Below are 25534 nucleotides of genomic sequence, written 5' to 3'. Positions count from 1 at the left end.
ACAGTGCCATGGGCAACGATGTGCAAAGGAGCACGGGTGGACGTCACGGCTTATATCGAGGGTAACCGGGAGCGGTTCTTCGCCGATCTCAAGGAATGGCTGGCGATCCCCTCGATCTCCGGAGACCCGGCCCACCACGGCGACGTCCGGCGGTCGGCGGACTGGCTGGCCGGATACCTGAAGGGGCAGGGCTTCCCGACCGTCGAGGTGTGGGAGACGGCGGGGCTGCCCGCGGTCTTCGCCGAGTGGCCCGCCGCCGACCCGGGCGCGCCGGTGGTCGTCGTCTACGGGCACCACGACGTCCAGCCGGTGGAGCCGCTCGCCGAGTGGGACACCGACCCGTTCGCCCCGGTGGAGAAGGGCGACCGGCTCTACGGCCGCGGCACGTCCGACGACAAGGGCCAGATCTTCTTCCACACGCTGGGCATCCGGGCCGGGCTCGCGGTGTCCGGCGCCGACGCCCCGCCGGTGACGATCAAGCTGCTGGTGGAGGGCGAGGAGGAGTCGGGCTCGGTCCACTTCCCCGAGCTGCTGCGGGAACGCCGCGACCGGCTCGCCTGCGACGTGGTCGTCATCAGCGACACGACGATGTGGGCGGCCGACGTGCCGTCGATGTGCACCGGCATGCGCGGCATGACCGAGGTCGAGATCTCGCTGTACGGGTCGGACACCGACCTGCACTCCGGCTCGTTCGGCGGCGCGGTGCCCAACCCGCTGCACGCGATGGCGGCCCTGCTGGCCGGGCTGCACGACGCCGACGGGCGCGTGACCCTGCCCGGCTTCTACGACGGCGTGGTGCCGCTGACCGCCGAGGAGCGCGAACTGTTCGCGCGGCTGCCGTTCGACGAGGCCGCCTGGCTGAAGACCGCGGGCAACAGCGGCGCGGCCTACGGCGAGAAGGGCTTCACGACGCTGGAGCGCATCTGGGCGCGGCCGACCGCCGAGGTCAACGGCATGTGGGGCGGCCACACCGGCCCCGGCGGCAAGACGATCGTCCCGCGCGAGGCGCACGCGAAGATCTCGTTCCGGCTGGTGGCCGGGCAGGAGCCGGGCGCGGTGCACGAGGCGTTCGAGGCGTTCGTCGCCGCGCACACCCCGCCGGGCGTGCGGAGCCAGGTGCGGATCCCGGGCGGCGGGGTGCGGGCCTGCTTCTCGCCGATCGACTCGGCGGGCGTCCGGGCGGCCAAGCGCGCGATGGAGCGGGCGTTCGGCCGGGAGGTGCTGTTCACCCGCGAGGGCGGCAGCGGGCCCGAGGCCGACCTGGCCGAGATCCTGGAGGCGCCGCTGGTCTTCGTGGCGGTGGGGCTGAACGACGACCGCATCCACGCGCCCAACGAGAAGGTCGAGATGCCGCTGCTCCTCAAGGGCGCCGAGTCCGCGGCCTACCTGTGGGAAGAGTTCGCGACCGCGCTGCGTTAGGAGCCACCATGTCGGAGACGTTGCAGTGGCTCGCGCTGGCGCGCGGCACCCTCGACCGGGCCGCCGTGCGCCGAAAGGACGACGCCTGGATCGAGGCCGCGTGGGCCGACCCGCGGACGCGGGTGCTGGTGGTGGAGGGCGGGCGGGCGCTCGTCCACCTGGACGACCCGAGCCTGCTGCTGGTCGCGCCCGGCGAGGCGCCCGAGGGCGACCGTTACCTGCTGGGCGTGGACGACGACGAGGTCGCCTACTTCGCCGTGGCCGGGCAACTGCCGGTGGTCGAGGGCGCCGAGAAGGCGGGCATCCGCCGGGTCGGGGCGCTGCTCGACGACCTCGGCTCCGGGCTGCTCACGCACGCGGTCGCGCTGGAGCACTGGCACGCCACGCACCGTTTCTGCCCGCGCTGCGGCGGCCCGTCGCGGATCGCCGCGGCGGGGCACATGCGCGTCTGCCCGGCCGACGGGTCCGAGCACTTCCCGCGCGTCGACCCGGCCGTCATCATGCTGATCCAGGACGACGACGAGCGCATCCTGCTGGCGCGCGGCCCGCAGTGGCCGGAGAACCGCCGCTCGATCCTGGCCGGCTTCGTGGAGCCGGGGGAGTCGCTGGAGCAGGCGGTCGCGCGCGAGGTGCTCGAAGAGGTCGGGCTCGCCGTGCGCGACGTGCGCTACCTGGGCAGCCAGCCGTGGCCGCTGCCGCAGAGCCTGATGATCGGTTTCTTCGCCCGCGCCGACGGGTCCCTGGAGCTGCGGCCGGATCCGGAGGAGATCCTCGACGCCGCCTGGTTCACCCGGGACGAGCTGACGGCCGCCATCGAGGCCGGTGAGATCATCGCCCCCGGGCCGCTGTCGATCGCGGCGCAGCTCATCATGCGGTGGTACGGCGGGGACCTGCCCTCCATGCCGCCGTTCTGACGGCCGTCGATGCCGCCGTTCTGACGGCCGTCGCAGGTCTCTGAGGTCTCCGCGAGTCTCTACAGGTCTCCGCGAGCCTCTGCAGGTCTCCGCGAGCCTCGGCGGGTCAGACGCCGAGGAGGCGCTTGACGGTCTTGGCGCTGGGGTTGGTGAGGACGTGCTTCTCACCGGTCGGGTCGACCAGGGTCACGGTCGGCACGGTCTGGTTGCCGCCGTTGACGCTCATCACGAACTCGGCCGCGGCCGGGTCGCGCTCGATGTCGACCTCGGCCATCTCGATGCCGTCACGGGCCAGCTGGCTCTTGAGCCGACGGCAGAAGCCGCACCATGTCGTGGTGTACATGGTGAGCTGGCCGATCGGGCCCTTGGCCTGGTCGGTGGTCGGCGTCGCCATCGGTGCGTCGTCTCCTCGTCGTGATCGGGTGGGGCTGGTCGAACGGAACAACATTCGATCACCCGGTCGCATTCCAGAGGTTATCCACAGTTGGTGCGGTGGGCCGATTCCGTCGCCCGCTGCTGCAAGGATGGGGCCATGGAGGCTGAGGGGGTTCTGGAGGGGCTCGACCCGGACCAGCGGGCCGTCGCCGAGGCGGTCCAGGGGCCGGTCTGCGTGCTGGCGGGCGCGGGCACGGGCAAGACCCGGGCGATCACCCATCGCATCGCGTACGCCACGCTGACCGGCGTCGTCGCGCCGCAGCGCGTGCTGGCCGTGACGTTCACCACCCGCGCCGCGGGCGAGCTGCGCGGGCGGCTGCGCGCCCTCGGCGCGCCCGGCGTGCAGGCGCGCACCTTCCACGCGGCGGCGCTGCGGCAGCTGTCGTACTTCTGGCCGCGCGTCATCGGCGGCGAGCCTCCCAAGATCATCGAGTCCAAGATCCCGGTGGTCGCCGACGCCGCGCGGGCCTGCCGGCTGTCGTTCGGCCGCACCGAGCTGCGCGACATCGCGTCCGAGATCGAGTGGGCCAAGGTCACCCAGACCCGGCCGGAGGACTACGCCGCGGCCGTCACGCGCACGGCCCGCAAGGCGCCCACCGACGTGATCGACGTCGCCCGCGTCTACGCGATGTACGAGCAGCTGCGGCGCGAGCGCAACCTGCTCGACTTCGAGGGCATGCTGGAGCTGACCGTCGCCGTCCTCACCGACAACCGCGACGTCGCCAACCAGGTGCGCGAGCAATACCGCTACTTCGTCGTCGACGAGTTCCAGGACGTCAACCCGCTGCAGAAGCTGCTGCTCGACGCCTGGCTCGGCGACCGCGACGACCTGTGCGTGGTGGGCGACCCCAACCAGACGATCTACTCGTTCACCGGTGCCAGCCCCGACCACCTGCTCGACTTCACCCGCGACCACCCCGGCGCCAAGGTCGTCAAGCTCGTCCGCGACTACCGGTCCACCCCGCAGGTGGTCGCCCTGGCCAACGGCGTCATCGGCCAGTCCCGCAGCGAGACCGCGCGCCGCCACAAGCTGGAGCTGGTGGCCCAGCGCCGCGCCGGCCCCGAGCCGCTGTTCAGCGAATACGACGACGAGGTCGCCGAGGCCGACGACATGGCGCGGCGGGCGCGCAAGCTCATCGACGAGGGCGTGCCCGCCAGCGAGATCGCCGTCCTCTACCGCATCAACGCCCAGTCCGAGACCTACGAGTCCGCGCTCGCCGCGGCCGGCGTGCCCTACGTCCTGCGCGGCGCAGAGCGTTTCTTCGACCGCCCCGCCGTGCGCGAGGCGGTCGTCCGGCTGCGCGGCGCCGCCCGTGCCGGCGCCGACGCCGAGACCGACGGCCTCGGCTTGATACTGACGGTGCGGCACGTCCTGGCGGGCGCCGGCTTCACCGAGCAGGCGCCCGAGGGCACCGGCGCCGCCCGCGAGAAGTGGGAGTCCCTCGCCGCCCTCGCCCAGCTCGCCGAGGACATGGCGGCCGACGACCCGAGGGCCGGCCTGCCCGAGTTCGTCACCGAGCTGGAGGAGCGCGCCGCCGCCCAGCACGCCCCCACCCTCGAAGGCGTCACCCTCGCCTCCCTCCACTCCGCCAAGGGCCTCGAATGGGACGCGGTGTTCCTGGTCGGCCTGGTCGAGGGCACCCTTCCGATCATCTACGCCGAGACCCCGGAGCAGGTCGAGGAGGAGCGCCGCCTCCTCTACGTCGGCGTCACCCGCGCCCGCGAGCACCTGTCGCTCTCCTGGGCCCTGTCCCGGTCGCCGGGCGGCCGCCGCAACCGCCGCCCGTCCCGCTTCCTCGACGGCCTCACGGCCAAGACCGCGACCCCCACCCCGGCCCGCGTCGAGCGCACCAAGCGCACCGGCCGCAAGGGCCCGCAACCCTGCCGCGTGTGCGCCCGCCCGCTCACCGCCGCCATCGAACGCAAGCTGGGCCGCTGCGAAGACTGCCCCGCCGAGTTCAACGAGGGACTCCTCCTCGCCCTCAAGGACTGGCGCGCCGAGGTCAGCGCCGAGCAGCGCGTGCCCGCCTACGTCGTCTTCACCGACGCCACGCTCCAGGCCATCGCCGAGCGCGATCCCGGCTCGTTCGAGGACCTCGCCCAGATCCCCGGCGTGGGCAAGATCAAGCTCGACAAGTACGGGGAGGCCGTGCTGGCCCTGTGCCGGGGCTGACCGGCCCGCCGTTCCGCGGGGGTGAGAGCCTCGCCACACCCTCCGGCCTGCAAGACTGACCGTCGTGAAGGAATCGCTGAAGGACCTGCTGGACATCCTCGATCTCGAGCAGATCGAGAACGACATCTTCCGCGGGCGCAGCCCCGAAGACCGCCAGCAGCGCGTGTTCGGCGGCCAGGTCGCCGGCCAGGCCCTCGTCGCCGCCGGCCGCACGGTGCCGCCCAACCGGCCGGTGCATTCCCTCCACGCCTACTTCATCCGGCCCGGCGACCCCTCGGTCCCGATCGTCTACACGGTCGACCGGGTCCGCGACGGCCGCTCGTTCACCACCCGCCGCGTCCTGGCCATCCAGCACGGCAAGGCCATCTTCAGCCTCTCCGCCTCGTTCCAGATCGTCGAGGAGGGCCCGGTCCACCAGGCCCCCATGCCCGACACCCCCGACCCGGAGAGCCTGCCGCCCGCCCTCGAACGGCTCACCCCGCTGTTCGGCGAACGTTTCGCCACCGAGTTCGTCAACCGCCGCCCCTTCGACGTCCGGCACGCCACCCCCCTCACCTGGGAGGCCGCCAAGGACCCCGCGCTGGCCACCCCCGAGTCCAAGGTCTGGCTCAAGGTCGACGGCGAGCTCCCCGACGACCCCACCCTGCACGTCTGCCTGATGACGTACGCCTCCGACATGACGCTGCTCGACACGGTCCTGCTCAACCACGGCCTGGCCTGGGGCGACAAGCGCACCATGGGCGCCAGCCTCGACCACGCGATGTGGTTCCACCGCCCCTTCCGTGCCGACGACTGGCTCCTCTACTACCAGGACACCCCTTTCGCCGGCGGCGCCCGAGGCCTTGCGAGAGGCCAGGTCTTCACCCGCGAGGGCGACCTCGTCTGCTCGGTCATGCAAGAAGGCCTGGTCCGCGTCACCGACGCCTGACCAGGGTCTTCTCGGCCCAGAAGCGACCCCGGAGCCTCGTGCGAGCGCTGCCCGCCACGGCGGACATCGCAAGCTCAGGGCGCGTTCACGCCGAAGGAGCCGATCAGGCGGCCGTTCCTGATCGCGGTGTCGAGCCGGGTCATCACGTCGATCATGTCGTGTGGCGACGTCGCGATGGCGTCCTGGACGCGGTCGTCGTTGATCGCTGCGCGGAACGCGTCGCCGAGCGGCCCTTCGAGCATCGCGAGCTGGTCCTCGGGCACCAGCCAGCGCAGCTTCTCGAAATCGACGTCGCCCGCGCCGATGTGCCGTGCGAGGTCGCGTGCCATCTGGCTCTTGAGCCGATCGCTGATGAATCCGCCGACGATGTTCTTGATCTCGGCCACCAGGAGGAACCCCATCACGCCATCCGGCGGGGAGTCGTCGCCGCGGAAGACGACGACGTCGAGGTCGCGGCGCCCCTCGGGACCGGTGAAGGTGATCTCGAAGTCGAACCGCACGTCGGGGTGGCCGGGACTGAGCTCGCGGTAGAGGTCTCGCGCGCCGTAGAGGCTGCCGATCGCGCCGGCGGTCTTGGAGTCCCCGGCCCAGAAGTCGACGAGGACGGCGTAGAGGCCGCGGCCGTTGGTGACGGGATCGAGCTCGCCGAGGAGCGCCCAGAGGCCCGTGGCGACAGGATGGTCCGGCGCGACCCGCTCGAGCGGTCCGGGCATGCCGTCGGCCGGTTCGTCGAGGAGGTCGAACCATCGCGTGTCCTGGTTGCCGCCCTTGGCGCCCTCCGGCGAGCCGAGGGCGTCCGTCCAGGGCTTGGTCATGCCGCGCGGCGGGCCGTCCTCGGACCAGATGCGGCGGTAGGCCGACACGCCGTCGAGTTCGACGTCGGTCATGCCTCCCAGACGCGTGAGGACGGCGAGCACCTGCGCCTCGCGCGCCGTGATCTCGGCCGCCAGGTTCGCGTCGAGCCCGCCGGGAAGCGCCGGATCGAGGTCGGCCCGTGCCTCCTCAACGTGGTCGGAGAGGTCGTAGAGCAGCTTGCGCAGATCATCGCGGGCCAGCAGGCGCCGGATCGCCGCGAGCACCTCCTCCGAGTCGCCGGCGAGCTCCTCCAACAGCCGCCAGCGGTTGTCGAACGCGTCGGCCATGGCGCGCAGCGCGGCGACCAGTCGCTCGCGTCCCGGCGCCGAGCCGGGCAGGTGCTCGACCACGGTGACGAGCAGCTTCGCCGCCGCGGCCGTGATCTTGGTGGCGCGCAGCGCCTTCGTGCCCACCACCACGACGAGACCGGCACCCGTGGCGCTCAGCACGGTGTTCTGGAGCAGCTCGCCGATCGCCGTGGACAGAGTGAAGTAGAACGTCGCCGGACCGGCCTCGAACAGGGACGCCTCGAACGACGACGCCTGCTGCTGTCCGATCAGCACCCCGAGGCCGTGCGCGACGGTGGGATCGGCCACCGCGGCGGACCCCAGCAACTGCAGCGTCTTCACTATGCCCATGAGGTCACCGAAGACGAGCTTGACGAGGTCCAGCACGTCGACCAGCGGCTGGATGACGATCCCGTACGCCAGGCCGGCGTCGACGACGGTGGGCAGCAGGACGTGCAGGGCACGCGCGTTCGCGACCGCCTGCTCGTAGAACCGGTTCCCGAAGGAGGGGTCGACCAGGCCCGACATCATGAAGCCGTCGTAGACGCCCTGTGCGAATTCGATCGCCGCGGCCTTGACGGCCTGCGCCTCCGGCGCGTCGCTCGTCAGGAACCCGGCCAGCCGCGTGCTCGACGAGACGGCCGCCGACAGCGGGAACGGGACGAGAACGGTGATGTCGGCGGCCGACTGTAGCGCCGCGCTCACGAGGTTCTCCCGGCCGGCGACGTAGTCGACGATCGGCGACGTGACCGGCAGGGCGCCGGCCACGGTGCCCGCCCGCTCGAGCGCGGGGCCGAGCTGTACCAGCGCGTGGTCGACCAGCCCTCGGACGAGCGCCGCGCGGGCGGCGAGATTGTCGAGCAGGTCCTGGCCGTCGAGGCTCGTGGCGGCGACCAGTAGCGCATCGAGCTGGGTCAGCAGCGCCGCCGGCTGGCGGACGTCGAGCCCCGCGGCGACGAGGGCGTCCCACCAGGCCTGCACGTCCGCGCTGGTCGGCTCCGCCCGCAGCGCCGACGGATCGAGCAGCGGCGGACCTCCGCTCGCCGCTGCGAACGGCGACGGGACCACATCGGCGGAAGAGGCCGCCGGAGTGTCGAGCGCGGGCGTGGCGAGCACGCCCGTGGCGCCGTTCATGCCGGTGGCTGGGTCTCGGGCGGCTCCTCGACGGTGGGCGCCGGGTTGTGCATGCGTGCCCACGCGGCGGCCTGGGCCTGCGGGTCCTCGATGTCGCCGACGATGCCGATCGCCTGCGTGAGCTTGCGGTTCTGCAGCTCGGCGGCGTCGACGGTGGTCGACTGGAGCTCCTGGTTGTAACAGTCGAGCGCCTCGCCTCCGCCGAGCAGCGCCTCGGCGATCACGGCCGGGGTCGGCAGCACGAACCGCTCGACGTTCTTGATGACGCCCGGCACGCTGATGTTCCCGACCTCGTCGCGCAGATCCGGCCGCCGGCGGATGTACACGATGCGCTCGGTCTGCCCGGTCAGGTCGCACGGCGCCTCGCGCTCCACCTTCTCGAGGAAGGGGATCGCCCGGCCCTCGTAGTTGAACACCGCGCAGTACGGCTGCAGGATCCGGTTTCGCACGGCGGCGACGTGCTTGGCGGACACGAGCTGCGGGAGTACGTCGTCGAGCTGCCCGAGCTCTATGAGCCGGACGGACTCCGGATAGCCGTTGGAGAACAGCACTTTGACGTCGTGGAGGTACGTCACGGTGTCGTAGGCCTGAAGCAGCTGCCGGAACACGATGTTCAGCACCCGGCTGTGGTTGATGTTCGCGATCTGGCGCACGGTGGTCGTCGATTCCCCGGTGCTGACGGTGGCGCTCGTGGTCGTGTTGACCTCGACCTGCCGCGATGAGCTGCTGGTCTCCACGTGCGAGCTGAGCGCGTGGTTGATCGCCTGGGTGTTGATCTCGCTCGTCATCGCCACGGTCGTGGCGTCGGTCTGCGAGCCGCTGTGCTCGGCGCCGAAGCCGAGCTCGACGAGGCCGAAGAGGTCGATGCCCACGCCGAAGTTCACACCGCCCCCCGTGGTGCTCGACTGCGTGTTCGAGGTCGTGCTTCCGATCGTCGTGCCGATCTGCTCCTCGACCAGCGACTCCATCTCGTCGGCTGCGGACTCGGTGAACGAGTCGAGGATGTTGGAGGACTCCGTGGCCGTCGTCTCCTCGTCGCGGTAGGTGGCGAGCGTGATCGTCGTGGACTCGCCCGGGAACAGCGACGTCGTCGACAACGTCCGGCCCGCGCCGTAGTCGCCGAGGTACGAGCACACGCGGTAGTACTCGATCACCGCGAGCCGGGCGACCGGCCGCTCCGGCTGCGGCAGGAACTTGATCTGCAGATCGCCGCTGAAGCCCGTCGCGACCATCGGTCGCAGGCGGTCCTCGACGGCGCGCACGACGTGCGACGCCGTGAAGGTCGGCTTGGGTGCGACCCGGCGGCGAGTGGGCCGCGTCGAGGGACTGGTCGCGGCCGGGACGCGGGCCGGCCCGGCCGGTTGCGGGAGACGGGCCGAGGTGGTGCGCGGCGCCCGCGCGATCTGGTCGGGGGGCGCCGCCGCCTGGAGGAGCGCCGGGATGCGGGGGTCGAGCAGCTGGGCCGTGAGCTGCGGCGAGAGCGTTCCCTTGACGATGTCGTCGACGAGCTCGTCGGGGCTCGGCACCGGCACCTTCCACCAGTGGACCTCCGGCTCCGCCGTCACTTCGTCGCGGAACCAGGACGGGTCGACGCCCAGGGGGATGGACCCCTGTGCCGAGAAGCAGCCGCTCTGCGGGAGGTTGTAGTTGAGTACCGGCGCTTCGCCGCCGCCGAGCCGGATGAGCGGTTCGCCCGTCCCGCAGTTCGTCGTTGGTGTGGGCATGGTCGCCTTCCTGTCGTCGCGGCCGGTGAGCCGGCGCGCCGCCCCCTCTCGCATCGGCGTCCTGCGTACGGCTTGACCCTCGCGGATTCCCCCTCGTTCAGGTGCTCCTGGACGAGGGGAAGTCGGGTCAATGGCGATCCGAGGTGGCTTTGGCGGCCCTCGCTGAGATACCCCGTGCACCGCACCCCGGACAGTCTCCAGGTGACCGGATGAGGACTGAGGCTCAATCCTCGTGAGAGGCCGGTGTGGCGGGTCAGGTGAGGGTGACGGCGATGAGGGCGATGGCGGAGCCGGCGAAGACGATGGTGTTGCGGACGTAGGTCTGGGCGCGGACCCAGCCGGGGAAGGCGCCCTCGGCGGCCTCGAGGAAAGGGGCGACCTCGACGCGGGCCAGCTCCGGGTCGCCCTTGCGGCGGAAGGCGGCCTGGACGGACTTCACCGCGGTGAGGTTGCTGTAGACGATCACCACGTTCATCAGGATGACGAGCGAGGAGAAGATCCAGGTCAGCGGTTGGGCCAGGCCGGCGCCGGCGAGGTTGAGGGCGGCGACGGCGATCATGATCGCGGCGACGGCGGCGGGGGCGGCGGTCTCGTGGCCGCCGGCGTCGAAGCGCAGCCTGTTCTCCTCCAGCACCTCGGGGCGGACGTTCTGGCGGCGGAGCTCGGCGACCGCGGCGGCCTTGGCGGCGGGGCCGAAGCGGTGGCGGACGATCGGGATGCTGACGAAGGCGGCGGCGACCAGCAGCTGCATGACGGCGGCGAGGGTGTTCACGACGGTTCTCCTTCGGCCTTGCACTTAGTTCAAGTGGCTGATGCCGTGAACGGTAACCCACGACTTGAACGCTGTGCAAGTACTTTCTTGAACGCTGTGCAAGTGCCTTCTTGAACACTGTGCAAGAGGGGTCGTACGGTGGGGTCATGCCACGCGACACCCTCACCCGAGACCAGATCGTCCGGACCGCCGTCGAGCTCCTGGACGAGGAGGGCCTCGAAGGCCTCAACATGCGCGCCCTGGGCAAGCGGCTCGACTCGGCCGCCACCGCCGTCTACTGGCACGTGAAGAGCAAGGACAACCTGGTCCTGCTGGCCACCGACCTGGTCTGGGGCGAGCTCACCCTGCCCGACCCGGACGCGGTCGGCTGGCGGGCCGCGGCCACCGGAATGGCCACCGACCTGTACGGGATGTTCACCCGGCACCCCTGGCTGGTGCAGGTGTTCGCCGGTCATGTGGTCTACGGAGAGGGCAAGGCCCGGCACGACGACCACCAGCTCGCCGTCTACGAGGCCGCGGGCTTCGAGGGCGCGCTGGCGGACCAGGCCGCCGCGGCGGTGTTCACGTACGTGCTCGGGAACGCGGCGGGCGTCGCGGCCGGTGCGTCGCTGGCCCGGCGCCTTGACGGGGACGAGTCCGCGGAACAGCAGGTCAAGGACTCGATGGCGAGAGCGCAGGAGATCGCCATGGGACACCCGCGGCTGCGCGAACGTTTGGAGACCCCCGCCGCGACCGACTACGCCGCCGGGCCCGAGCAGGGCTTCGAGTTCGGCCTCCAGGCCCTGCTGGAAGGGCTCGAACGGCGGCTGCCCGGATAGCCGCGAGGCGGTGGCACGGGCTCGAGCCGCTGACCATGGACCCGAAGGTGGAGCACGACAGGACGCGGACTCCAGGAATCTCTTCTACCGGCGCGTGTTGCGGCGGCTCGCGGCGGATGCCGGGCGGTTGTCACGGGAGGTGCGGGCCGAGGCGCGGGGGAGGTTCCGGGAGTCGGGGCTGGAAGCGCCGCGGGAGTGGTGGGATCAGGCGTTCGGGGATCTTCGCGACGGACCGTAGCCTTGGGGCATGCGATTCGGGGTGCTGGGGCCGCTGGCCGTGTGGACGGACCAGGGCGAGCCGGTCACGATTCCCGGGCGGAAGGTGCGGGCGCTGCTGGCCGACCTTCTCGTGCACGAGGGCAGCCCGGTGTCGGGGGACCGGCTGGTCGAGGATCTGTGGGGCGAGGCGGCGCCCGCCGATCCCACGGCGGCGTTGTACGTGCGGGTGTCGCAGCTGCGGCGGGCGCTGGAGGGGGCCGAGCCGGGCGGGCGGGATCTGGTGGCGTCGCAGTCTCCGGGGTACGCGCTGCGGGCGTCGGGGAACGTGGACGCCGAACGGTTCGCCGTGCTGGCCGGGCAGGCGCAGGCGGCGGGCGACGCGCGGACCAGGGCCGGGCTGCTGGCCGAGGCGCTGGGGTTGTGGCGCGGGCCCGCGCTGGCCGACTTCGCGGACGAGGAGTTCGCGCGGCCGGCCGTGGCGCGGTGGGAGGAGCAGCGGCTGGCGGCGGTCGAGGCGCACGCCGAGGCCAGGCTGGAGCTGGGCGAGCACCACGAGCTGGTCGGTGAGCTCGGCGAGCGGGTGAGCGCTCACCCGTACCGGGAACGGCTGCGGGCGGCTCACATGCGGGCCCTGCACCGGGCGGGACGGACGGGGGAGGCGCTCGACAGTTACCAGGAGCTGCGGCGGAGCCTCGCCGAGGAGACGGGGCTCGATCCGGGGCCCGAGCTGGCGGCGCTGCATCAGGCGATCCTGTCCGGCGACCCGGGGGAGGGGGCGCCGGAGGCGACCGCGCGGTTCCGGCCCGTCACCAACCTGCCGGCGCCGGTCACCGAGCTGATCGGGCGCGACCACGCCGTCCAGCGGGGGCGGGAGCTGCTGGAGTCGGGGCGGCTGGTGACGCTCACCGGGCCCGGCGGCGTCGGCAAGACGACGGTCGCCCTCGCGGTCGCGCGGTCACTGGCCGAGACGTACCCCGACGGCGTGTGGCTCGTCGACCTGACCACCTGGGACGGGACCGGCGATCCGGCCGACGTGGTGCTGGCCGTCCTGGCCGTACCGGAGGCGCCCGGCGCGGTGGAGCGGGCCGGGGAACGGCTGGCCGCGGTGCTCCGCGAACGGCGGATGTTGCTGGTGCTGGACAACTGCGAGCACGTGGCCGAGCCGGTCGCCGGGCTGGCGGGGGAGCTGCTGGCGGTCGCGCCCGGCCTGCGGGTGCTGGCCACGAGCCGCGAGCCGCTGAGGTTGCGGGGCGAGGTCCGGTGGGACGTGCCGCCGCTGGACGTTCCGGAGACGGACGATCCGGGCAGGCTGGCGCGGTCCGCCGCCGTACGGCTGTTCCTGGAACGGGCCGGGCTCGCCGCCGAACCGGGTGTCGTCGGCGAGGTCGCCGAGGTGTGCCGGCGGCTGGACGGCATTCCGCTGGCGCTGGAGCTGGCCGCGACCAGGGCCCCCGCTCTGGGCGTGACCGAGCTGGCCGCGCGGTTGCGGGTGCCCGGCGACCGGTTCGGGCTGCTGGGGACCGGGCCGCGCGACGCGCCCGCCCGGCAGCGCACGCTGGCCGCGGTGATCGACTGGAGCTGGCGGCTGCTGAGCGAGCCCGAACGCGCGGTGTTGCGGCGGCTGGCCGTGCACTCGGGCGGCTGCACGCTGGCGGCGGCCGAGGCGGTGTGCGGCGGTGACGACGTCCTCGACCTGCTGGCCGGGCTCGTCGACCGGTCGCTGGTGGTGCGCGGCGAGGGAACGCGGTTCCGGCTGCTGGAGTCGGTCTTCGCGTACTGCCTCGACCGGCTGCGCGAGGAGGGCGAGGAGGCGGAGCTGCGGCGCCGTCACGCCGGCCACTATCTGGCCCTGGCGGAGGAGACCGATCCGCGGCTGCGCGGCGCGGGGCAGCGGGAGGCGCTGCGCCGGCTGGACGCCGAGTCGGCGAACCTGCGGGCCGCCCACGACACGTTCCGGCGGGAGGAGGCGGCCGAACCGGCGCTGCGGCTGGCCTGCGCGCTGGTCTGGTACCGGGTGCTGCGCGGCCGGCTCACCGAGGCGCGCCGGGCGCTGGCCGAGGCGCTCGCGGTCCCGGGGCACGCGCCGGCCGCGCTGCGGAGCATGGCCGAGGCCTGGCACGCGGGCCTGGAGATCCGGCAGGGGCAGGCCGGGCCGGAACACGCGGCCGAGGTGCTGCGCGGCTCCGCGGAGCCGGCCGACCCGGTCGAACGGGCCCGAACGGAGTGGTTCCTGGCCACGGCGATCATCGACTTCGGCGACGAGACCGCCACGGTCGCCCTGCTCACCGGCGCCCTCGACACGTTCCGGCGGAGCGGTGACCGGTGGGGCGAGGCCGCGGTCCTGAGCACCCGGGCCATGCTCGGCCACATGCGCGGCGACCTGGAGGCGCTGGAACGCGACGCCCGCCGCGGCGCCGAGCTGTTCGGCGCGCTGGGCGACGACTGGGGCGTGCTCCAGGCCACCGAGTGGCTCGTCGGGCTGGCGGACATGACCGGCGACCGGGCGGAGGGGGCCCGGCTGAGCCGGGAGGGCCTGCGGATCGCCGAAGAGCTGGGCCTGTGGTCGAGCGTCGCCGGGATGGTGTCCTGGCTCGCCTGGATCTCGTTCCAGAACGGCGACCATGCGGAGGCGCGGGAGCACGCGGAGCGGGCGCGGCGCCTGACCGCCGAGCAGGGCGAGCGCACGGGCGAGGTCTTCGCCACGATCAGCCTGGCCTTCGCCGCCCACCGCGGCGGCGACCTCGAGGCGGCCGCGCGGCACCTGCGCTGGCTGCTGGCCACCGCCCGGTCGCAGCAGACCGACGGCGGCCACCCGCCGTACCTGACGATGGTCCTGGCGGAGCTGGGCCTGCTGGCCGCGCGGCAGGGAGACGCGGACGAGGCGCTGGCCCTGCAACGGGAGGTGTTCGACCTCTACCGCGAGCAGAAGTCCACCCAGGGCATGGCCTGGGTACTGACGGGCATGGCCGCCGCGCTGCTGCTGGACGGACGCGCGAGCCTGGCCGCGCGCCTGCTCGGCGCGGCCGAGACGGCGCAGGAGCGGAACCTGTCCGCCTCCGACCGTCACGAGGTCGAACGCATCACCGTCGCCGTCCGGGCCGCCGGGCCGGACTTCCACGACCACTTCGCGTACGGCGGCAAGCTCACGCCCGAAGAGGCCAGGTCCCTGCTGGACGGGGACCTGGCCTGAACGGGAGACACATCGCCTTACCCGGCGCGGGTTTACTTGGGGACGTAGATGTGGACGACGATCCCCGAGTCGAACCGGTTGACGTCCGCCAGCTTGAGGTGGGTGGTGTCGAACCCGGCGCCCTCGAAGAGGTGCTTGCCGGCGCCGACGATGACCGGGAAGTACCAGAAGTGGAACTCGTCGACCAGGCCGTGCTCGACCAGGGTGCGGTCGAGCTCACCGGTGCCCCACTTGATGATGTTCCGGCCCGGCTGCTCCTTGATCTTGGCGACCTCCTCGGCCACGTCGCCCTTGATGAGGGTGGCGTTCCAGGTGGCCTCGGTCAGCGTCCGCGACGCCACGTACTTCGGCATGTTGTTCATGTGGTCGGCGGCCTCGCCCTCCTGTGCCGACCAGGCCTCGGCGAAGCCCTCGTAGGTCACCCGGCCGAGCAGCATGGCGTCCGCCTCGGCCGACAGCTTGGCGGCGTAGCCGTTGTGGTCCTCGTCCCAGTACGGCTGGCCCCAGTGCTGCGGCTCGGCCCGCGAGGCGGTGGACGGGCGGGTGTCGTCGATGATCCCGTCCAGGGACACGAACGTCGACTCGATCAGCTTGCGCATCGTCTGCTCCTCAAGGTCCTTCAACGGCGGCTCCGTGCCGCCCTCCTCATGACCTAGAGCCTGCCGGGGCACCCTTACGGATACCTTCAGGTTCCGGCGGGCGACCTTCAGGTCGCCGTCGGCGCCCCCCGGAGCACGTTCAGCGCCGCCTGAGGTGAGCATGTCGCGCGCCGCTGTGCGGGGCGCGAGGGCGGAGGCGTGCGGAGCGGGGGCGCGCGGGGCGGAGGTGTGTGGGGCGGGCGCGTGCGGGGCGGAGGTGTGTGGGATGGAGGTGTGTGGGGCGGGGGCGCGCGGGGTGGAGGTGTGTGGGGCGGGGGCGTGCGGGGTGGAGGTGTGCGGGGTGGAGGTGTGTGGGGCGGGCGCGTGCGGGGCGGAGGTGTGCGGGCGCTGGGGTCAGCTGCCGCGGGTGCGGGCGGCTCGTTCGAGGAGGAGGGCGCGTTCGCGGGCGTTGCGGGTGAGGGAGGCGGCGCGCTCGTACTCCGCGCGTGCCTCGCCCGTCCGGCCCAGCCGTTCGAGCAGGTCGCCGCGGACGCTCGGGAGCAGGTGGTAGGCGTCCATGCCGGGCGCCTCGGCCAGCGCGTCCACCAGGTCGAGGCCCGCCGCCGGGCCGTCCGCCATCGAGACGGCGACGGCCCGGTTGAGCTCGACCACCGGCGACGGGGTCAGCGCCAGCAGCCGCCCGTACAGCTTGGCGATCGTCGCCCAGTCGGTGTCGTCGTAGCGGACGGCCCGCGCGTGGCAGGCGGCGATCGCGGCCTGGACGGAGTACGGTCCGGTGCCCGCCCGCTTGAGCGCCCCCATGCCGCGCAGGATCAGGGCGCGGTTCCAGCGGGCGCGGTTCTGGTCGGCGAGCAGCACCGGCTCGCCGTCCGGGCCGGTACGGGTCGCCATGCGGGACGCCTGGATCTCCAGCAGCGCGGCCAGCCCGTGGACCTCCGGCTCGCCGGGCATCAGGCCTTGCAGGACGCGGGCGAGGCGCAGCGCGTCCTCGCAGAGCGCAGGGCGGACGAGGTCGTCGCCGGCCGTCGCGGAGTAGCCCTCATTGAAGATCAGGTAGATGACCTCGAGCACCGACGACAGGCGTTCGGCCCGGTCGGCCCCGTACGGCACCTCGAACGGCACGCCCGCCTTGGCCAGCGCCCGCTTCGCCCGCACGACGCGCTGCGCGACGGTGCTCTCGGCGACCAGGAAGGCCCGCGCGATCTCCTCGGTCGTCAGCCCGCCCAGCAGCCGCAGCGTGAGCGCGGCGCGGGCCTCGGCCGACAGCAGCGGATGGCAGGCGGTGAAGATCAGCCGCAGCAGGTCGTCGTCGATGGCGTCCGGCTCCGCGGGCTCCGGCGGCGGCGCGTCCTCCAGCGTCCGCCCGACCTCGGCGAGCTTGCGCGCGTAGGTCTCCTTGCGCCGGACGAGGTCGATCGCGCGGTGCTTGGCCGTGGCCATGAGCCAGGCACCCGGCTTGTCCGGGATGCCTGACTCCGGCCACTGCTCCAGGGCCGCGACCAGGGCGTCCTGCGCCAGCTCCTCGGCGATGCCCACGTCCCGCACGATGCGGGCGACCCCGGCGATGATCCGCGCGGACTCCATCCGGAAGACCGCCTCGACCGTGCTCTGCGTCGTCACGACCACACATCAGAGCAGCCGTGCGGGGCGCGGGCAAGCAGGTCAGCCCTCCTCGATCTCCCGCACCTCGGCGGTGATGGTCCAGCCGGCCGGGTGCACCTCGAGGAAACGCCGGGTCCACTCCAGCGCCTCGGCCTTGTCCTTGCACTGGCTGATCGAGTAGCCGGCGATGACCTCCTTGGTCTCGGTGAACGGCCCGTCGGTGTAATCGATCTTGCCGCCGGACCAGGTCAGCCGGGTGCCCTCCGCGGTGGGCAGCAGTCCGCCGGTGTCGAGCATCACCCCGGCCTTGGTGATCTCCTCGTACAGCGCGCCCATGCGCTCGTCGAAGCCCTCGTCCCGGTCCTCCGCGTTCACGGTGTTCTCCTCGAGACGGATCATCGTCAGGAACCGCGGCATGCTCTCTCCTCGTGTCCGGGCGGGACCCTTCCCCGCCTCTCACCCCTGCGTCGAACGAGCACGACCCGGATCGACACCCGCCTCAAAGATTTCACGAGACCAGCGCGGCGACCTCGTCGGCGCAGCCCCAGGACAGGGTGACGCCGGCGCCGCCGTGCCCGTAGCAGTGCACGATCCGGCCGCCGCCGGCCGCCGTCTCGGCCTCCAGCCGTACGGTGGGACGGGCCGGGCGCAGGCCCACCTTGTGGCGCAGCACCCGCGCCCCCTTGATCGCGGGGACCATCGCCTCGGCCCGGTCGAGGATGGTCCGGGCGGTGTCGGCGTCGGGTTCGCGGTTCCAGTCGCCCTGCTGGGCGGTGCCGCCTACGACGATGTCGTTCGTCCTCGGCACGACGTAGCAGGGGCGCTCGGCGTCGCCGTCGTCGATGCACCACTCGTCCAGCCCGACCTGCTCCAGGACGATCACCTGGCCGCGGACGGGCGCCACCGAGGGATCGGCGGCCAGCTCGCGGGCGCCCAGCCCGGCGCAGTCGACCACCAGGGGGTCCGCGGGCAGGCGGGTCAGCTCGGCGTGCCCGAGCCCGCCGCCGAGCTCCTCCAGCCGTGCGCGCAGCCAGGGCAGGTAGACGGCCATGTCGATCACCGGCGCGGCGAAGCGCCAGCCGTCCTCGTACCCCGGCGGCGGGTCGGCCAGCCTGGCGAAGTCCGGCACCGCGGGCTTCCACCAGGGGTCCGGCTGTCTCTCCCGCAACAGCTCGGTGCCCGCGCGGACGGAGATCCCGGCGGCGGGCCCGGCCGTCTCGGAGAGCCGGGCGAACTCCCGGTAGGCCGTGGTGGACCACGCCGTGACCCGTTCGGCCGGGAACGCCAGGTACGGGTACCAGAGCGCCGCCGCCACCGCCGAGGTCGTCTCCTCCGGCCGCTCCCGGGCCAGGACCCGCACCTCGTGACCGGCCTCCGCCAGCCGTACGGCACAGCTGAGCCCGATCACCCCCGCCCCCACCACGGTCACCGAAGCCATGGAACGATCATCGCGCAGGCGGCTACGGCTCCGCGCCGCACCAGCCGGACCCGACTTCGACTGACGGGGGAATAGGCGGGACGGGGTCCGGGTTTGGTAGGTTAGTTGAAAGTTCTACTAGGTGGAGGGCGTCATGCAGTTCGGGATCTTCTCCGTGGGGGACGTGACCACCGACCCGACCAACGGGCGCACGCCGACCGAGGCCGAGCGGATCAAGGCCATGGTGACGATCGCCAGGAAGGCCGAGGAGGTCGGGCTGGACGTCTTCGCGACCGGTGAGCACCACAACCCGCCGTTCGTGCCGTCGTCCCCGACGACGATGCTGGGCTACATCGCCGCGCGGACCGAGCGGCTGATCCTCTCCACCTCCACCACCCTGATCACCACGAACGACCCGGTGAAGATCGCCGAGGACTTCGCCATGCTCCAGCACCTGGCGGACGGCCGGGTGGACCTGATGATGGGCCGCGGCAACACCGGCCCGGTCTACCCCTGGTTCGGCCAGGACATCCGGCAGGGCATCCCGCTGGCGATCGAGAACTACCACCTGCTGCACCGCCTGTGGCGCGAGGACGTCGTCGACTGGGAGGGCAAGTTCCGCACGCCGCTCCAGGGCTTCACCTCGACCCCGCGCCCGCTGGATGGGGCGCCGCCGTTCGTGTGGCACGGCTCGATCCGCAGCCCGGAGATCGCCGAGCAGGCCGCGTTCTACGGCGACGGCTTCTTCGCCAACCACATCTTCTGGCCGACGGAGCACTTCCAGCGGCTCATCGACCTCTACCGCCGCCGCTACGAGCACTACGGGCACGGCAGCGCCGACCAGGCGATCGTCGGGCTCGGCGGCCAGGTCTTCATGCGCAAGAACTCCCAGGACGCGGTCAAGGAGTTCCGCCCGTACTTCGACAACGCCCCGGTGTACGGCCACGGGCCGTCGCTGGAGGAGTTCACCCGCGAGACGCCGCTGACCGTGGGCAGCCCGCAGGAGGTCATCGAGCGCACCCTGACGTTCCGCGACCACTTCGGCGACTACCAGCGGCAGCTGTTCCTGATCGACCACGCCGGGCTCCCGCTCAAGACCGTGCTGGAGCAGCTCGACCTGCTCGGCGAGGAGGTCGTGCCGGTGCTGCGCAAGGAGTTCGAGGCGCTGCGCCCCGGCCACGTCCCGGCCGCCGCGCCGAGCCACCTCGAGCTGGTCGCGGCCAAGGGCGGAGAGAAGGAGGCGACCCGATGACCACGCTGGCGGTGGTCTCGGCGGGGCTGCGCGAGCCGTCGTCCACCCGCCTGCTGGCCGACCGGCTGGCGGACGCGACGGCACGCGCGCTCGGCGACGCCGAGATCGTGCACGTCCCGCTGCGCGACCACGCCCACGACCTCACCAACAACCTGCTGACCGGCTTCGCGGCCGGGGACCTGCGGTCGGCGATCGAGCGGGTCGAACGGGCCGACGCCCTCATCGCGGTGACGCCGGTCTTCAACGCCTCCTACAGCGGCCTGTTCAAGACGTTCTTCGACGTCCTGGAGCCGGGCGCGCTGGAGGGCAGGCCGGTGCTCATCGGCGCCACCGGCGGCACGGCGCGGCACTCGCTCGCCCTGGAGTTCGCGGTGCGGCCGATGTTCGCCTACCTGCGGTCGGTCGTGGCGCCGACCGCGGTGTACGCGGCGACGGCCGACTGGGGCGCCGCCGGCGAGGCGTCCGGTGACCTGGTCGAACGCGTCGAGCGCGCGGGCGCCGAGCTCGCCGGCCTGGTCGCGGGCCGGGCACCCGTCACCGCCGAGCGGGCCGACCCGTTCGAGGACCCGATCCCCTTCGAGCGGCTCCTGGCAGGCGGCTAACCCCGGGTCAGAACCCTCAGCCGCGCGGCGAGCTCCGCCGAATGCGGTTCGACCTCGGCGGCGAGGCAGGCCGCGGCCAACCTGACGGTGGCGCGGTCGGTCTCGTCCGCCAGCCGGTCCGAGACCGTGCGGACCCATCGCCGAACGCGGTCGTCCATCGACGGAGCAAGCCGGTGGACCGTGTCACGGAGCTCCGCCGGATCGACCTTCCCGACGTCCGCGGGGCCCTCGGTGGCCCGAGCCAGCGAACGCTCGAACGCCGCCGCGAAGGCCCGCCAGTCACGACCGGGCGCCTCCGGGTCGGTGGACGGAAGGGCCTGGAGAGCGGCGTCGAGGGCTTTCTCCAGCGCCGAGCCGATCACCACGTCGTACACGTCGCCGCCGCGCACCAGCATCTGGTCGGCGGGCCGCACGGCCGCCACCCGCGCCGCCAGATTCGCGGCCAGCTCGCGCAGCGGCGGCAGCGCCTCCGCGATCCTCAGCCTCTCCTGCCGGGCGGCCTCCAGCTCATCGTGGAGAACGGGCAGGTCGATCCACCGCCCCGCCGACCGCTCGAACTCCTCGCGGGCGATGCGCCACCGCTGGTCGGCCTCGGCCGCCCGCATCTCCCGATCGGCCTTGCCGTACACCGATTCCGCGAACCGGAGGCTCTCCTCGACGCCGGTCACCACGCGCACAAAGTCCTCCCACGCGACGTCGCGTGCGGCCGTGACCGGCGAGCCCTCATGCTCGGCAGGGGAGGACGGCGGCTCATGCCTCAGGTCATCTTCAACGCCGGGGCGAACGCCCGTGTCGCTTTCGTCGGCGTCGGTCCTGGTGTGCAGCGAGGTCAGGGCGAGCAGTGCTCTGGCCAGAGACTGGTCCATGCCGACCAGCGCGTGGACGATCGGCATGAGCCCGAGCGGGCCGGCGAGATCCTGGAAGCGCGCCGGCCGCCGGTCGTGAGCCCTGCGGTACACCACCGTGAGGGAACGCTCGATGATCGGCGCGGGCGCGTCCTCGTCCAGGGCCGGCGCCAGGTAGAGGTGGGTCTCGATCGTGGCGATCGCCAGGCGCAGGAAGGCGTGCAGCCTGGCGGCCAAAATCGCGTACGGCACCGAACATTCGTCGAAACTGTCCGTCATCTGCCACCCCGACGGCTTTTGATCATGGGCCTTCATGGGGGATCATGGGTGGTGCGGGGACTGGGGGACAGGTCTCCCGTTCAGGGCTGAACGACAGACGCTCGTCGCGAGTTCCGACGCCGGCGAAGCAAGATCGGTTCCGCTCGAACGTGGTGAACTGGCCCACAAAACCGCAGGTCAAAAATACCTTGATTGATTTGAGAGAGTCGCCGTAGGCTCTACGCGAGCAATCAGACGACCTCCGTTGGTGGATCATGAAACCGGCGGTCAGGCCCCGAGCAGCCAGAGAGGTGGTGTTCAGTCCGGTGATCAGCATGATTTGCACGTCACAGCCAACCTGGGCTGACGTCTGCCTTGGCTTCTCGTCCCCCTGGCCGTCCTATGCCGGTGCGTCCGGCCTCTCGCCGTTGAGCGTCACGCTCGGCGGCGCGATGCCGCGGCCCGGCGGCGGCGATGCGGGCTCCGCGCGGCTACAGCGGCAGCAGATCCAGGCGCAGGAGCGCCTGGGGAGCCTGAGCAAGCAGCGAGTCCAGGACGAGCAGGAGACGAATGTCTTCGGTCACAAGATCGAAGCCATGAACGTCTTCGCTCCGGCCACGGCCCACGTGGGAGTCACCGTCAAGGGTGGCGAACTGGGTCCGTACCCCTGGAGGCGACCGGTCTAACAAGACACGGCAAGCCCCCAGGGCCGCGGATCCAGGACATCGGATCCGCGGCCTTCTTATTTGCCCAGACAACCCACGACACAACCCGTTGAGATCCAACGAGAGGACCAAGGGTGACTGTGATGCAGGGGGTTCTCGCCGTGAGCGAGGAGGACCTCACCCTTCCGTGCCGGACCGACCCCGAGCTCTTCTTCGCCGAGGCTCCCGCCGACGTCGAGCTGGCCAAGGCCATGTGCCTCGAGTGCCCGCTCCGCAAGGCCTGCCTCGCCGGCGCTCTCGAGCGCGCCGAGCCCTGGGGTGTCTGGGGTGGCGAGCTGTTCGTCCGCGGTGTGATCGTCGCTCGGAAGCGGCCGCGTGGCCGTCCGCGCAAGCACCCGCGCCCGGACGAAGTGGCCGTGTGAGGCACCCATGACCACGCCGACACTCGACCGTGCAGAGCTGGGGAGCGCAGTCCCCGCGCAGGGGCTGCGCTCCCGGGCCGCCAGGGAGAACAAAATGATCTTGCTCAGCCAGGAACTGTCCCGGGTACGAATACGGGACCTCGAGCATGAGCTCGCGCAGGCCCAGATGGCCGCACGAGTCAGGGCGCGCCGCCGTGCGCGCCGTGAGGCCCAGGTGAGGGCGGCCCGTGTCCGCCGGATCCTGCTGACCCGCTGACCACCGCCGCTCGCGCGGTCGCCCGGTCTGCCCCTTGGGCGGCCGGCCCGCCCGGTAAGCCGAGCCCGGTGACCAGCTCGTACGGCTTGCGGTCGTACGTCCCTCGGGGGAATGGATCCCGCCCGCGCCGCGTTGTGCGCGGGCGGGATCCCGGAGAACTTTCGTGGAGGGGGCCCGCCGTCCCACTGGGCGGGCACCCCGATCCGTCCGCCGGTAGCAGGCCGCCGCCGCCCTTCATGGATGGTTTGGCGGCGGTGGCCTCCCGGTGGACAGAGCGCGCCTGAGGTCCTACGCCACCTCTCCTCGGCGCGCACGTGAACGGGCCCCGCCGCACTTCATCGGTGCGGCGGGGCCCGTTCGCCGTCCCTGAACGTCCCTCCGGCGAGGTGGTCAGCCCGCGAGCTCGTCGTCCTCGGCGGGGTCGGCATCGAGCGCGGCATCGAGGGCGGCGATCTCTTCGTCCTCGTCCGCGAACCCCGGCACCCAGGCGAGCGACTCGGCGCGGGCCGGGATCTCGCATTCGAGCTGGCACAACACGCCGGTCCCGGCCGACAGCACCCGGTGCACGATCACGTAGTCCGGCGGCAGGTTGAGCTGGCGCACCACGTTCGTCGGCCGCAGGTCGGTGACCTTGGCGGCCATGTCGCGCAGCCACTCGCGGTTGAACTTGAACGTCTCGTTGACGAACGGCTCGGTGATCGGGGCCAGGAACACCTGGAGCGACTCGGCGTCGATCTCGACGCCCTCGCGGATGAAGTCCTCGTCGCGCAGGGCCTGCTCGACCTCGTCGATGTCCTCCAGCGTGCCGATCCGCAGCAGCCGGCCCATGCGGTACTGGAACTCCTCCGGGATGCGGTCGACCGCGCCGAAGTCGAGCACGCCCAGCCGGCCGTCCGCCAGGAGGCGGAAGTTGCCGGGGTGGGGGTCGCCGTGCAGCATGCCGGCCCGCTTCGGGCCCGACAGCAGGAACCGGCAGTAGAGCAGCGCCGCATGGTCGCGCTCGTCCGGCGACCCGTCCGAGATGATCTTCGAGAGCGGGGTGCCGTCGATCCACTCGGTGACCAGCACGTTCCCGGCCTGGGCGACGACCTCGGGAACGTAGAAGTCGGGGTCGTCGGCCGGGAAGCCCGCGCGCATCGCGGTCTGCGACTCGGCCTCGATCGTGTAGTCGAGCTCCTCGATCACCCGTTCCTTCAGCTCGGCGAGCATCGACTTGACGTCGAGCCCCGGCATCAGGATCCCGAAGAGCTTGCCCAGCCGCGCGAGCTGGTTGAAGTCGCTGATCAGCGCCTTGCCCGCGCCCGGATACTGGACCTTGACCGCGACCTGGCGGCCGTCCTTCCAGACCGCCTTGTGGACCTGGCCGATCGACGCGGCCGCGGACGGCTTGTCCTCGAACGACTCGAACTCGTCCCGCCAGTCCTCGCCCAGCCCCTCGGCGAGCACCTTGTGCACGGCCGCGGCGGGCAGCGGCGGCGCCGCCTCCTGGAGCTTGGTGAGCGTGGCACGGTAGGGCCCGGCGATCTCCGGCGGCAGCGCCGCCTCGAAGATCGACAACATCTGGCCGAGCTTCATCGCCCCGCCCTTGAGCTCGCCGAGCACCTTGAAGAGCTGCTCGGCGGTGCGCTGCTGGATCTCCATGGCCACGGCCTCGGCGGGCTTGCCGAACGTGCGTTTCCCGACGCCCAGGGCGGTGCGCCCGGCGAAACCAAGCGGAAGGGACGCCAGCTTTGCGGACCGCGTCACCGCGCGGCGGGGAAGGTCACTCACAAGATTCATTGTCGGTGATCGTTGCTCGATCCCGCCACAGGCCCCTGGTAAGTATCTGAGGGCGTCTCCAGTCACAATGCGGTGACCTGCATGAACACTGTAAGTGTGCGCTTTCTCACCCTCCACTCGAAGGGCTTGCCAAAGGCCGCGATACCGTGCGGGCCATGCTCTCGCAGGAAAGCCGTCCCGGCGGTATCACCGTCCTCACCCTGAACGATCCCGACCGGCGCAACGCCATGACCGACGAGATGACCGCGGAATGGAAGGACGTCATCGCGGCGCTGCGGGCCGACCGCGATCTCCGCTGCGTCGTGGTGACCGGCGCCGGCAGCGCGTTCACCTCGGGCGGCGACCTGTCCTGGCTGGCCGACACCAACGCCGTGGCCGTGCCGCCGCTGCGCGACCGGATGCTGGAGTTCTACCGGACCTGGCTGTCGATCAGGGACCTCGAAGTGCCCACGATCGCCGCGATCAACGGCCACGCCGTCGGCGCCGGATTCGCCCTCGCCCTGGCCTGCGACCTCCGGTACGCGGCCGCGGACGCCAAGCTGCTCGTCCCGTTCACCGCCCTCGGCCTGCACCCCGGCATGGCCACCACCTGGCTGCTGCCCGAGGTCGCCGGGCTGCCGCTGGCCCGCGAGCTCCTCTTCACCGGACGCGCCGTCACGGGCACCGAGGCCGAGGCGTACGGCCTGGTCAACCGGGCCGTGCCGCGCGAATCCGTGCTCGCCGAAGCCCTCCAGGTCGCCGAGAAGATCGCCGCCCAGGCGCCCATCGCCACCCGCCTCACCAAGGTCGCGCTGGCGAACGGCGGGCACGCCGACATGGAGACCGCCCTGCGCTGGGAGTCCCTGGCCCAGCCGGTCACCATGAGCTCCCGGGACATGGTCGAGGGCATCAAGGCCCAGCGCGAGAGGCGCCGCCCCGACTTCACCGGCGAGTGATCACCTGCCCGCGCTCCTGAGCCCCCGGTCAGGG

At 72.2% G+C, this 25534-nt stretch carries 21 protein-coding genes; 11 read left to right on the top strand and 10 right to left on the bottom strand.

The annotated features are described in order from the left end of the window. The first annotated feature begins 36 nt into the window (after nt 1–36). Entirely contained in the window at nt 37–1419 is a 1383-nt protein-coding gene (locus ABZ810_RS31390; RefSeq protein ID WP_358409471.1) for a dipeptidase, read from the top strand. 8 nt (nt 1420–1427) lie between these two features. Further along, complete coding sequence (gene nudC, locus ABZ810_RS31385) at nt 1428–2333, top strand: NAD(+) diphosphatase (protein ID WP_358409469.1); 906 nt, start codon at nt 1428–1430, stop codon at nt 2331–2333. Between the two features lie 106 nt (nt 2334–2439). Here nudC and ABZ810_RS31380 read toward each other — a convergent pair whose 3' ends face one another. Then, nucleotides 2440–2727: a mycoredoxin gene (locus tag ABZ810_RS31380; protein WP_358409467.1), complete on the bottom strand. Its 288-nt coding sequence runs from the start codon at nt 2725–2727 to the stop codon at nt 2440–2442. Between the two features lie 138 nt (nt 2728–2865). Here ABZ810_RS31380 and ABZ810_RS31375 point away from each other — a divergent pair, with 138 nt between their 5' ends. Together ABZ810_RS31375 and tesB are read left to right on the top strand one after the other, a co-directional pair. Next, nucleotides 2866–4941, top strand: coding sequence for an ATP-dependent DNA helicase UvrD2 (locus tag ABZ810_RS31375; protein ID WP_358409465.1), 2076 nt, complete (start codon nt 2866–2868; stop codon nt 4939–4941). A gap of 64 nt (nt 4942–5005) precedes the next feature. Next, nucleotides 5006–5869, top strand: a complete 864-nt coding sequence (tesB, locus tag ABZ810_RS31370) for an acyl-CoA thioesterase II (RefSeq protein WP_358409463.1) — start codon at nt 5006–5008, stop codon at nt 5867–5869. A gap of 74 nt (nt 5870–5943) precedes the next feature. Here the strand turns inward: tesB and ABZ810_RS31365 are convergent, their stop codons facing one another. The 3 genes from ABZ810_RS31365 to ABZ810_RS31355 all read right to left on the bottom strand — a co-directional run bounded on the left by ABZ810_RS31365 (nt 5944) and on the right by ABZ810_RS31355 (nt 10641). Further along, nucleotides 5944–8145: a hypothetical protein gene (locus tag ABZ810_RS31365; protein ID WP_358409461.1), complete on the bottom strand. Its 2202-nt coding sequence runs from the start codon at nt 8143–8145 to the stop codon at nt 5944–5946. After that, nucleotides 8142–9923: a hypothetical protein gene (locus tag ABZ810_RS31360; protein WP_358409460.1), complete on the bottom strand. Its 1782-nt coding sequence runs from the start codon at nt 9921–9923 to the stop codon at nt 8142–8144. The genes ABZ810_RS31365 and ABZ810_RS31360 overlap by 4 nt, the downstream gene beginning before the upstream one ends. 199 nt (nt 9924–10122) lie before the next feature. Then, a complete protein-coding gene (locus tag ABZ810_RS31355; RefSeq protein ID WP_358409458.1) occupies nt 10123–10641 on the bottom strand; it encodes a hypothetical protein in 519 nt (172 codons plus the stop codon). Between the two features lie 146 nt (nt 10642–10787). On the opposite strand from ABZ810_RS31355, the gene ABZ810_RS31350 reads away from it, so the two are divergent. Together ABZ810_RS31350 and ABZ810_RS31345 are read left to right on the top strand one after the other, a co-directional pair. Beyond that, nucleotides 10788–11459, top strand: a complete 672-nt coding sequence (locus ABZ810_RS31350) for a TetR/AcrR family transcriptional regulator C-terminal domain-containing protein (protein WP_358409456.1) — start codon at nt 10788–10790, stop codon at nt 11457–11459. Nucleotides 11460–11706: 247 nt separating this feature from the next. After that, a complete protein-coding gene (locus ABZ810_RS31345) occupies nt 11707–14868 on the top strand; it encodes a BTAD domain-containing putative transcriptional regulator (protein WP_358409455.1) in 3162 nt (1053 codons plus the stop codon). Between the two features lie 32 nt (nt 14869–14900). Here the strand turns inward: ABZ810_RS31345 and ABZ810_RS31340 are convergent, their stop codons facing one another. From ABZ810_RS31340 to ABZ810_RS31325, 4 genes are all read right to left on the bottom strand, one after another. Next, nucleotides 14901–15491, bottom strand: a complete 591-nt coding sequence (locus ABZ810_RS31340; protein WP_358409453.1) for a dihydrofolate reductase family protein — start codon at nt 15489–15491, stop codon at nt 14901–14903. Between the two features lie 369 nt (nt 15492–15860). Further along, entirely contained in the window at nt 15861–17051 is a 1191-nt protein-coding gene (locus ABZ810_RS31335; protein ID WP_358409537.1) for an RNA polymerase sigma factor, read from the bottom strand. A 78-nt stretch (nt 17052–17129) separates the two neighbouring features. Continuing rightward, the gene (locus tag ABZ810_RS31330; RefSeq protein WP_358409451.1) at nt 17130–17486 is read right to left on the bottom strand and encodes a YciI family protein; all 357 of its coding nucleotides are present in this window, start codon (nt 17484–17486) and stop codon (nt 17130–17132) included. A 91-nt stretch (nt 17487–17577) separates the two neighbouring features. Beyond that, nucleotides 17578–18507, bottom strand: coding sequence for an FAD-dependent oxidoreductase (locus ABZ810_RS31325; RefSeq protein WP_358409450.1), 930 nt, complete (start codon nt 18505–18507; stop codon nt 17578–17580). A 133-nt stretch (nt 18508–18640) separates the two neighbouring features. Between ABZ810_RS31325 and ABZ810_RS31320 the strand changes: the two genes are divergently transcribed. After that, nucleotides 18641–19738 (top strand): LLM class flavin-dependent oxidoreductase, encoded by a 1098-nt coding sequence (locus tag ABZ810_RS31320; RefSeq protein ID WP_358409448.1) that lies wholly within the window; start codon nt 18641–18643, stop codon nt 19736–19738. Beyond that, nucleotides 19735–20340 carry an FMN reductase gene (locus tag ABZ810_RS31315; protein WP_358409447.1) on the top strand — a complete coding sequence of 202 codons (606 nt, stop codon included), beginning with the start codon at nt 19735–19737 and terminating at the stop codon, nt 20338–20340. The genes ABZ810_RS31320 and ABZ810_RS31315 overlap by 4 nt, the downstream gene beginning before the upstream one ends. Here the strand turns inward: ABZ810_RS31315 and ABZ810_RS31310 are convergent. Continuing rightward, the gene (locus ABZ810_RS31310) at nt 20337–21464 is read right to left on the bottom strand and encodes a hypothetical protein (RefSeq protein WP_358409446.1); all 1128 of its coding nucleotides are present in this window, start codon (nt 21462–21464) and stop codon (nt 20337–20339) included. The genes ABZ810_RS31315 and ABZ810_RS31310 overlap by 4 nt on opposite strands. A 305-nt stretch (nt 21465–21769) precedes the next feature. Between ABZ810_RS31310 and ABZ810_RS31305 the strand changes: the two genes are divergently transcribed. Together ABZ810_RS31305 and ABZ810_RS31300 are read left to right on the top strand one after the other, a co-directional pair. Next, on the top strand, nt 21770–22129 hold the full coding sequence (locus ABZ810_RS31305; RefSeq protein ID WP_358409444.1) for a hypothetical protein: 360 nt from the start codon (nt 21770–21772) through the stop codon (nt 22127–22129). Nucleotides 22130–22251: 122 nt separating this feature from the next. Further along, nucleotides 22252–22530, top strand: coding sequence for a WhiB family transcriptional regulator (locus ABZ810_RS31300; RefSeq protein ID WP_151566282.1), 279 nt, complete (start codon nt 22252–22254; stop codon nt 22528–22530). Between the two features lie 646 nt (nt 22531–23176). Here ABZ810_RS31300 and ABZ810_RS31295 read toward each other — a convergent pair. Continuing rightward, nucleotides 23177–24556 carry an AarF/ABC1/UbiB kinase family protein gene (locus ABZ810_RS31295; protein ID WP_358409443.1) on the bottom strand — a complete coding sequence of 460 codons (1380 nt, stop codon included), beginning with the start codon at nt 24554–24556 and terminating at the stop codon, nt 23177–23179. 164 nt (nt 24557–24720) lie between these two features. Between ABZ810_RS31295 and ABZ810_RS31290 the strand changes: the two genes are divergently transcribed. Further along, entirely contained in the window at nt 24721–25500 is a 780-nt protein-coding gene (locus ABZ810_RS31290) for an enoyl-CoA hydratase/isomerase family protein (RefSeq protein WP_358409441.1), read from the top strand. Nucleotides 25501–25534: the final 34 nt, after the last annotated feature.

The organism is Spirillospora sp. NPDC047279, assembly GCF_040643285.1.
Classification (GTDB): domain Bacteria; phylum Actinomycetota; class Actinomycetes; order Streptosporangiales; family Streptosporangiaceae; genus Spirillospora.
This window is presented reverse-complemented; position numbering and strand designations above follow the sequence as displayed.

Coding starts and splice junctions, on each gene's coding strand:
- nudC (WP_358409469.1), top strand. CDS start 1,428: ATGTCGGAGACGTTGCAGTGGCTCGCGCTGGCGCGCGGCACCCTCGAC.
- ABZ810_RS31380 (WP_358409467.1), bottom strand. CDS start 2,727: ATGGCGACGCCGACCACCGACCAGGCCAAGGGCCCGATCGGCCAGCTC.
- ABZ810_RS31375 (WP_358409465.1), top strand. CDS start 2,866: ATGGAGGCTGAGGGGGTTCTGGAGGGGCTCGACCCGGACCAGCGGGCC.
- ABZ810_RS31365 (WP_358409461.1), bottom strand. CDS start 8,145: ATGAACGGCGCCACGGGCGTGCTCGCCACGCCCGCGCTCGACACTCCG.
- ABZ810_RS31360 (WP_358409460.1), bottom strand. CDS start 9,923: ATGCGAGAGGGGGCGGCGCGCCGGCTCACCGGCCGCGACGACAGGAAG.
- ABZ810_RS31350 (WP_358409456.1), top strand. CDS start 10,788: ATGCCACGCGACACCCTCACCCGAGACCAGATCGTCCGGACCGCCGTC.
- ABZ810_RS31345 (WP_358409455.1), top strand. CDS start 11,707: ATGCGATTCGGGGTGCTGGGGCCGCTGGCCGTGTGGACGGACCAGGGC.
- ABZ810_RS31335 (WP_358409537.1), bottom strand. CDS start 17,051: ATGGAGTCCGCGCGGATCATCGCCGGGGTCGCCCGCATCGTGCGGGAC.
- ABZ810_RS31330 (WP_358409451.1), bottom strand. CDS start 17,486: ATGCCGCGGTTCCTGACGATGATCCGTCTCGAGGAGAACACCGTGAAC.
- ABZ810_RS31325 (WP_358409450.1), bottom strand. CDS start 18,507: ATGGCTTCGGTGACCGTGGTGGGGGCGGGGGTGATCGGGCTCAGCTGT.
- ABZ810_RS31320 (WP_358409448.1), top strand. CDS start 18,641: ATGCAGTTCGGGATCTTCTCCGTGGGGGACGTGACCACCGACCCGACC.
- ABZ810_RS31315 (WP_358409447.1), top strand. CDS start 19,735: ATGACCACGCTGGCGGTGGTCTCGGCGGGGCTGCGCGAGCCGTCGTCC.
- ABZ810_RS31310 (WP_358409446.1), bottom strand. CDS start 21,464: ATGACGGACAGTTTCGACGAATGTTCGGTGCCGTACGCGATTTTGGCC.
- ABZ810_RS31300 (WP_151566282.1), top strand. CDS start 22,252: ATGCAGGGGGTTCTCGCCGTGAGCGAGGAGGACCTCACCCTTCCGTGC.
- ABZ810_RS31290 (WP_358409441.1), top strand. CDS start 24,721: ATGCTCTCGCAGGAAAGCCGTCCCGGCGGTATCACCGTCCTCACCCTG.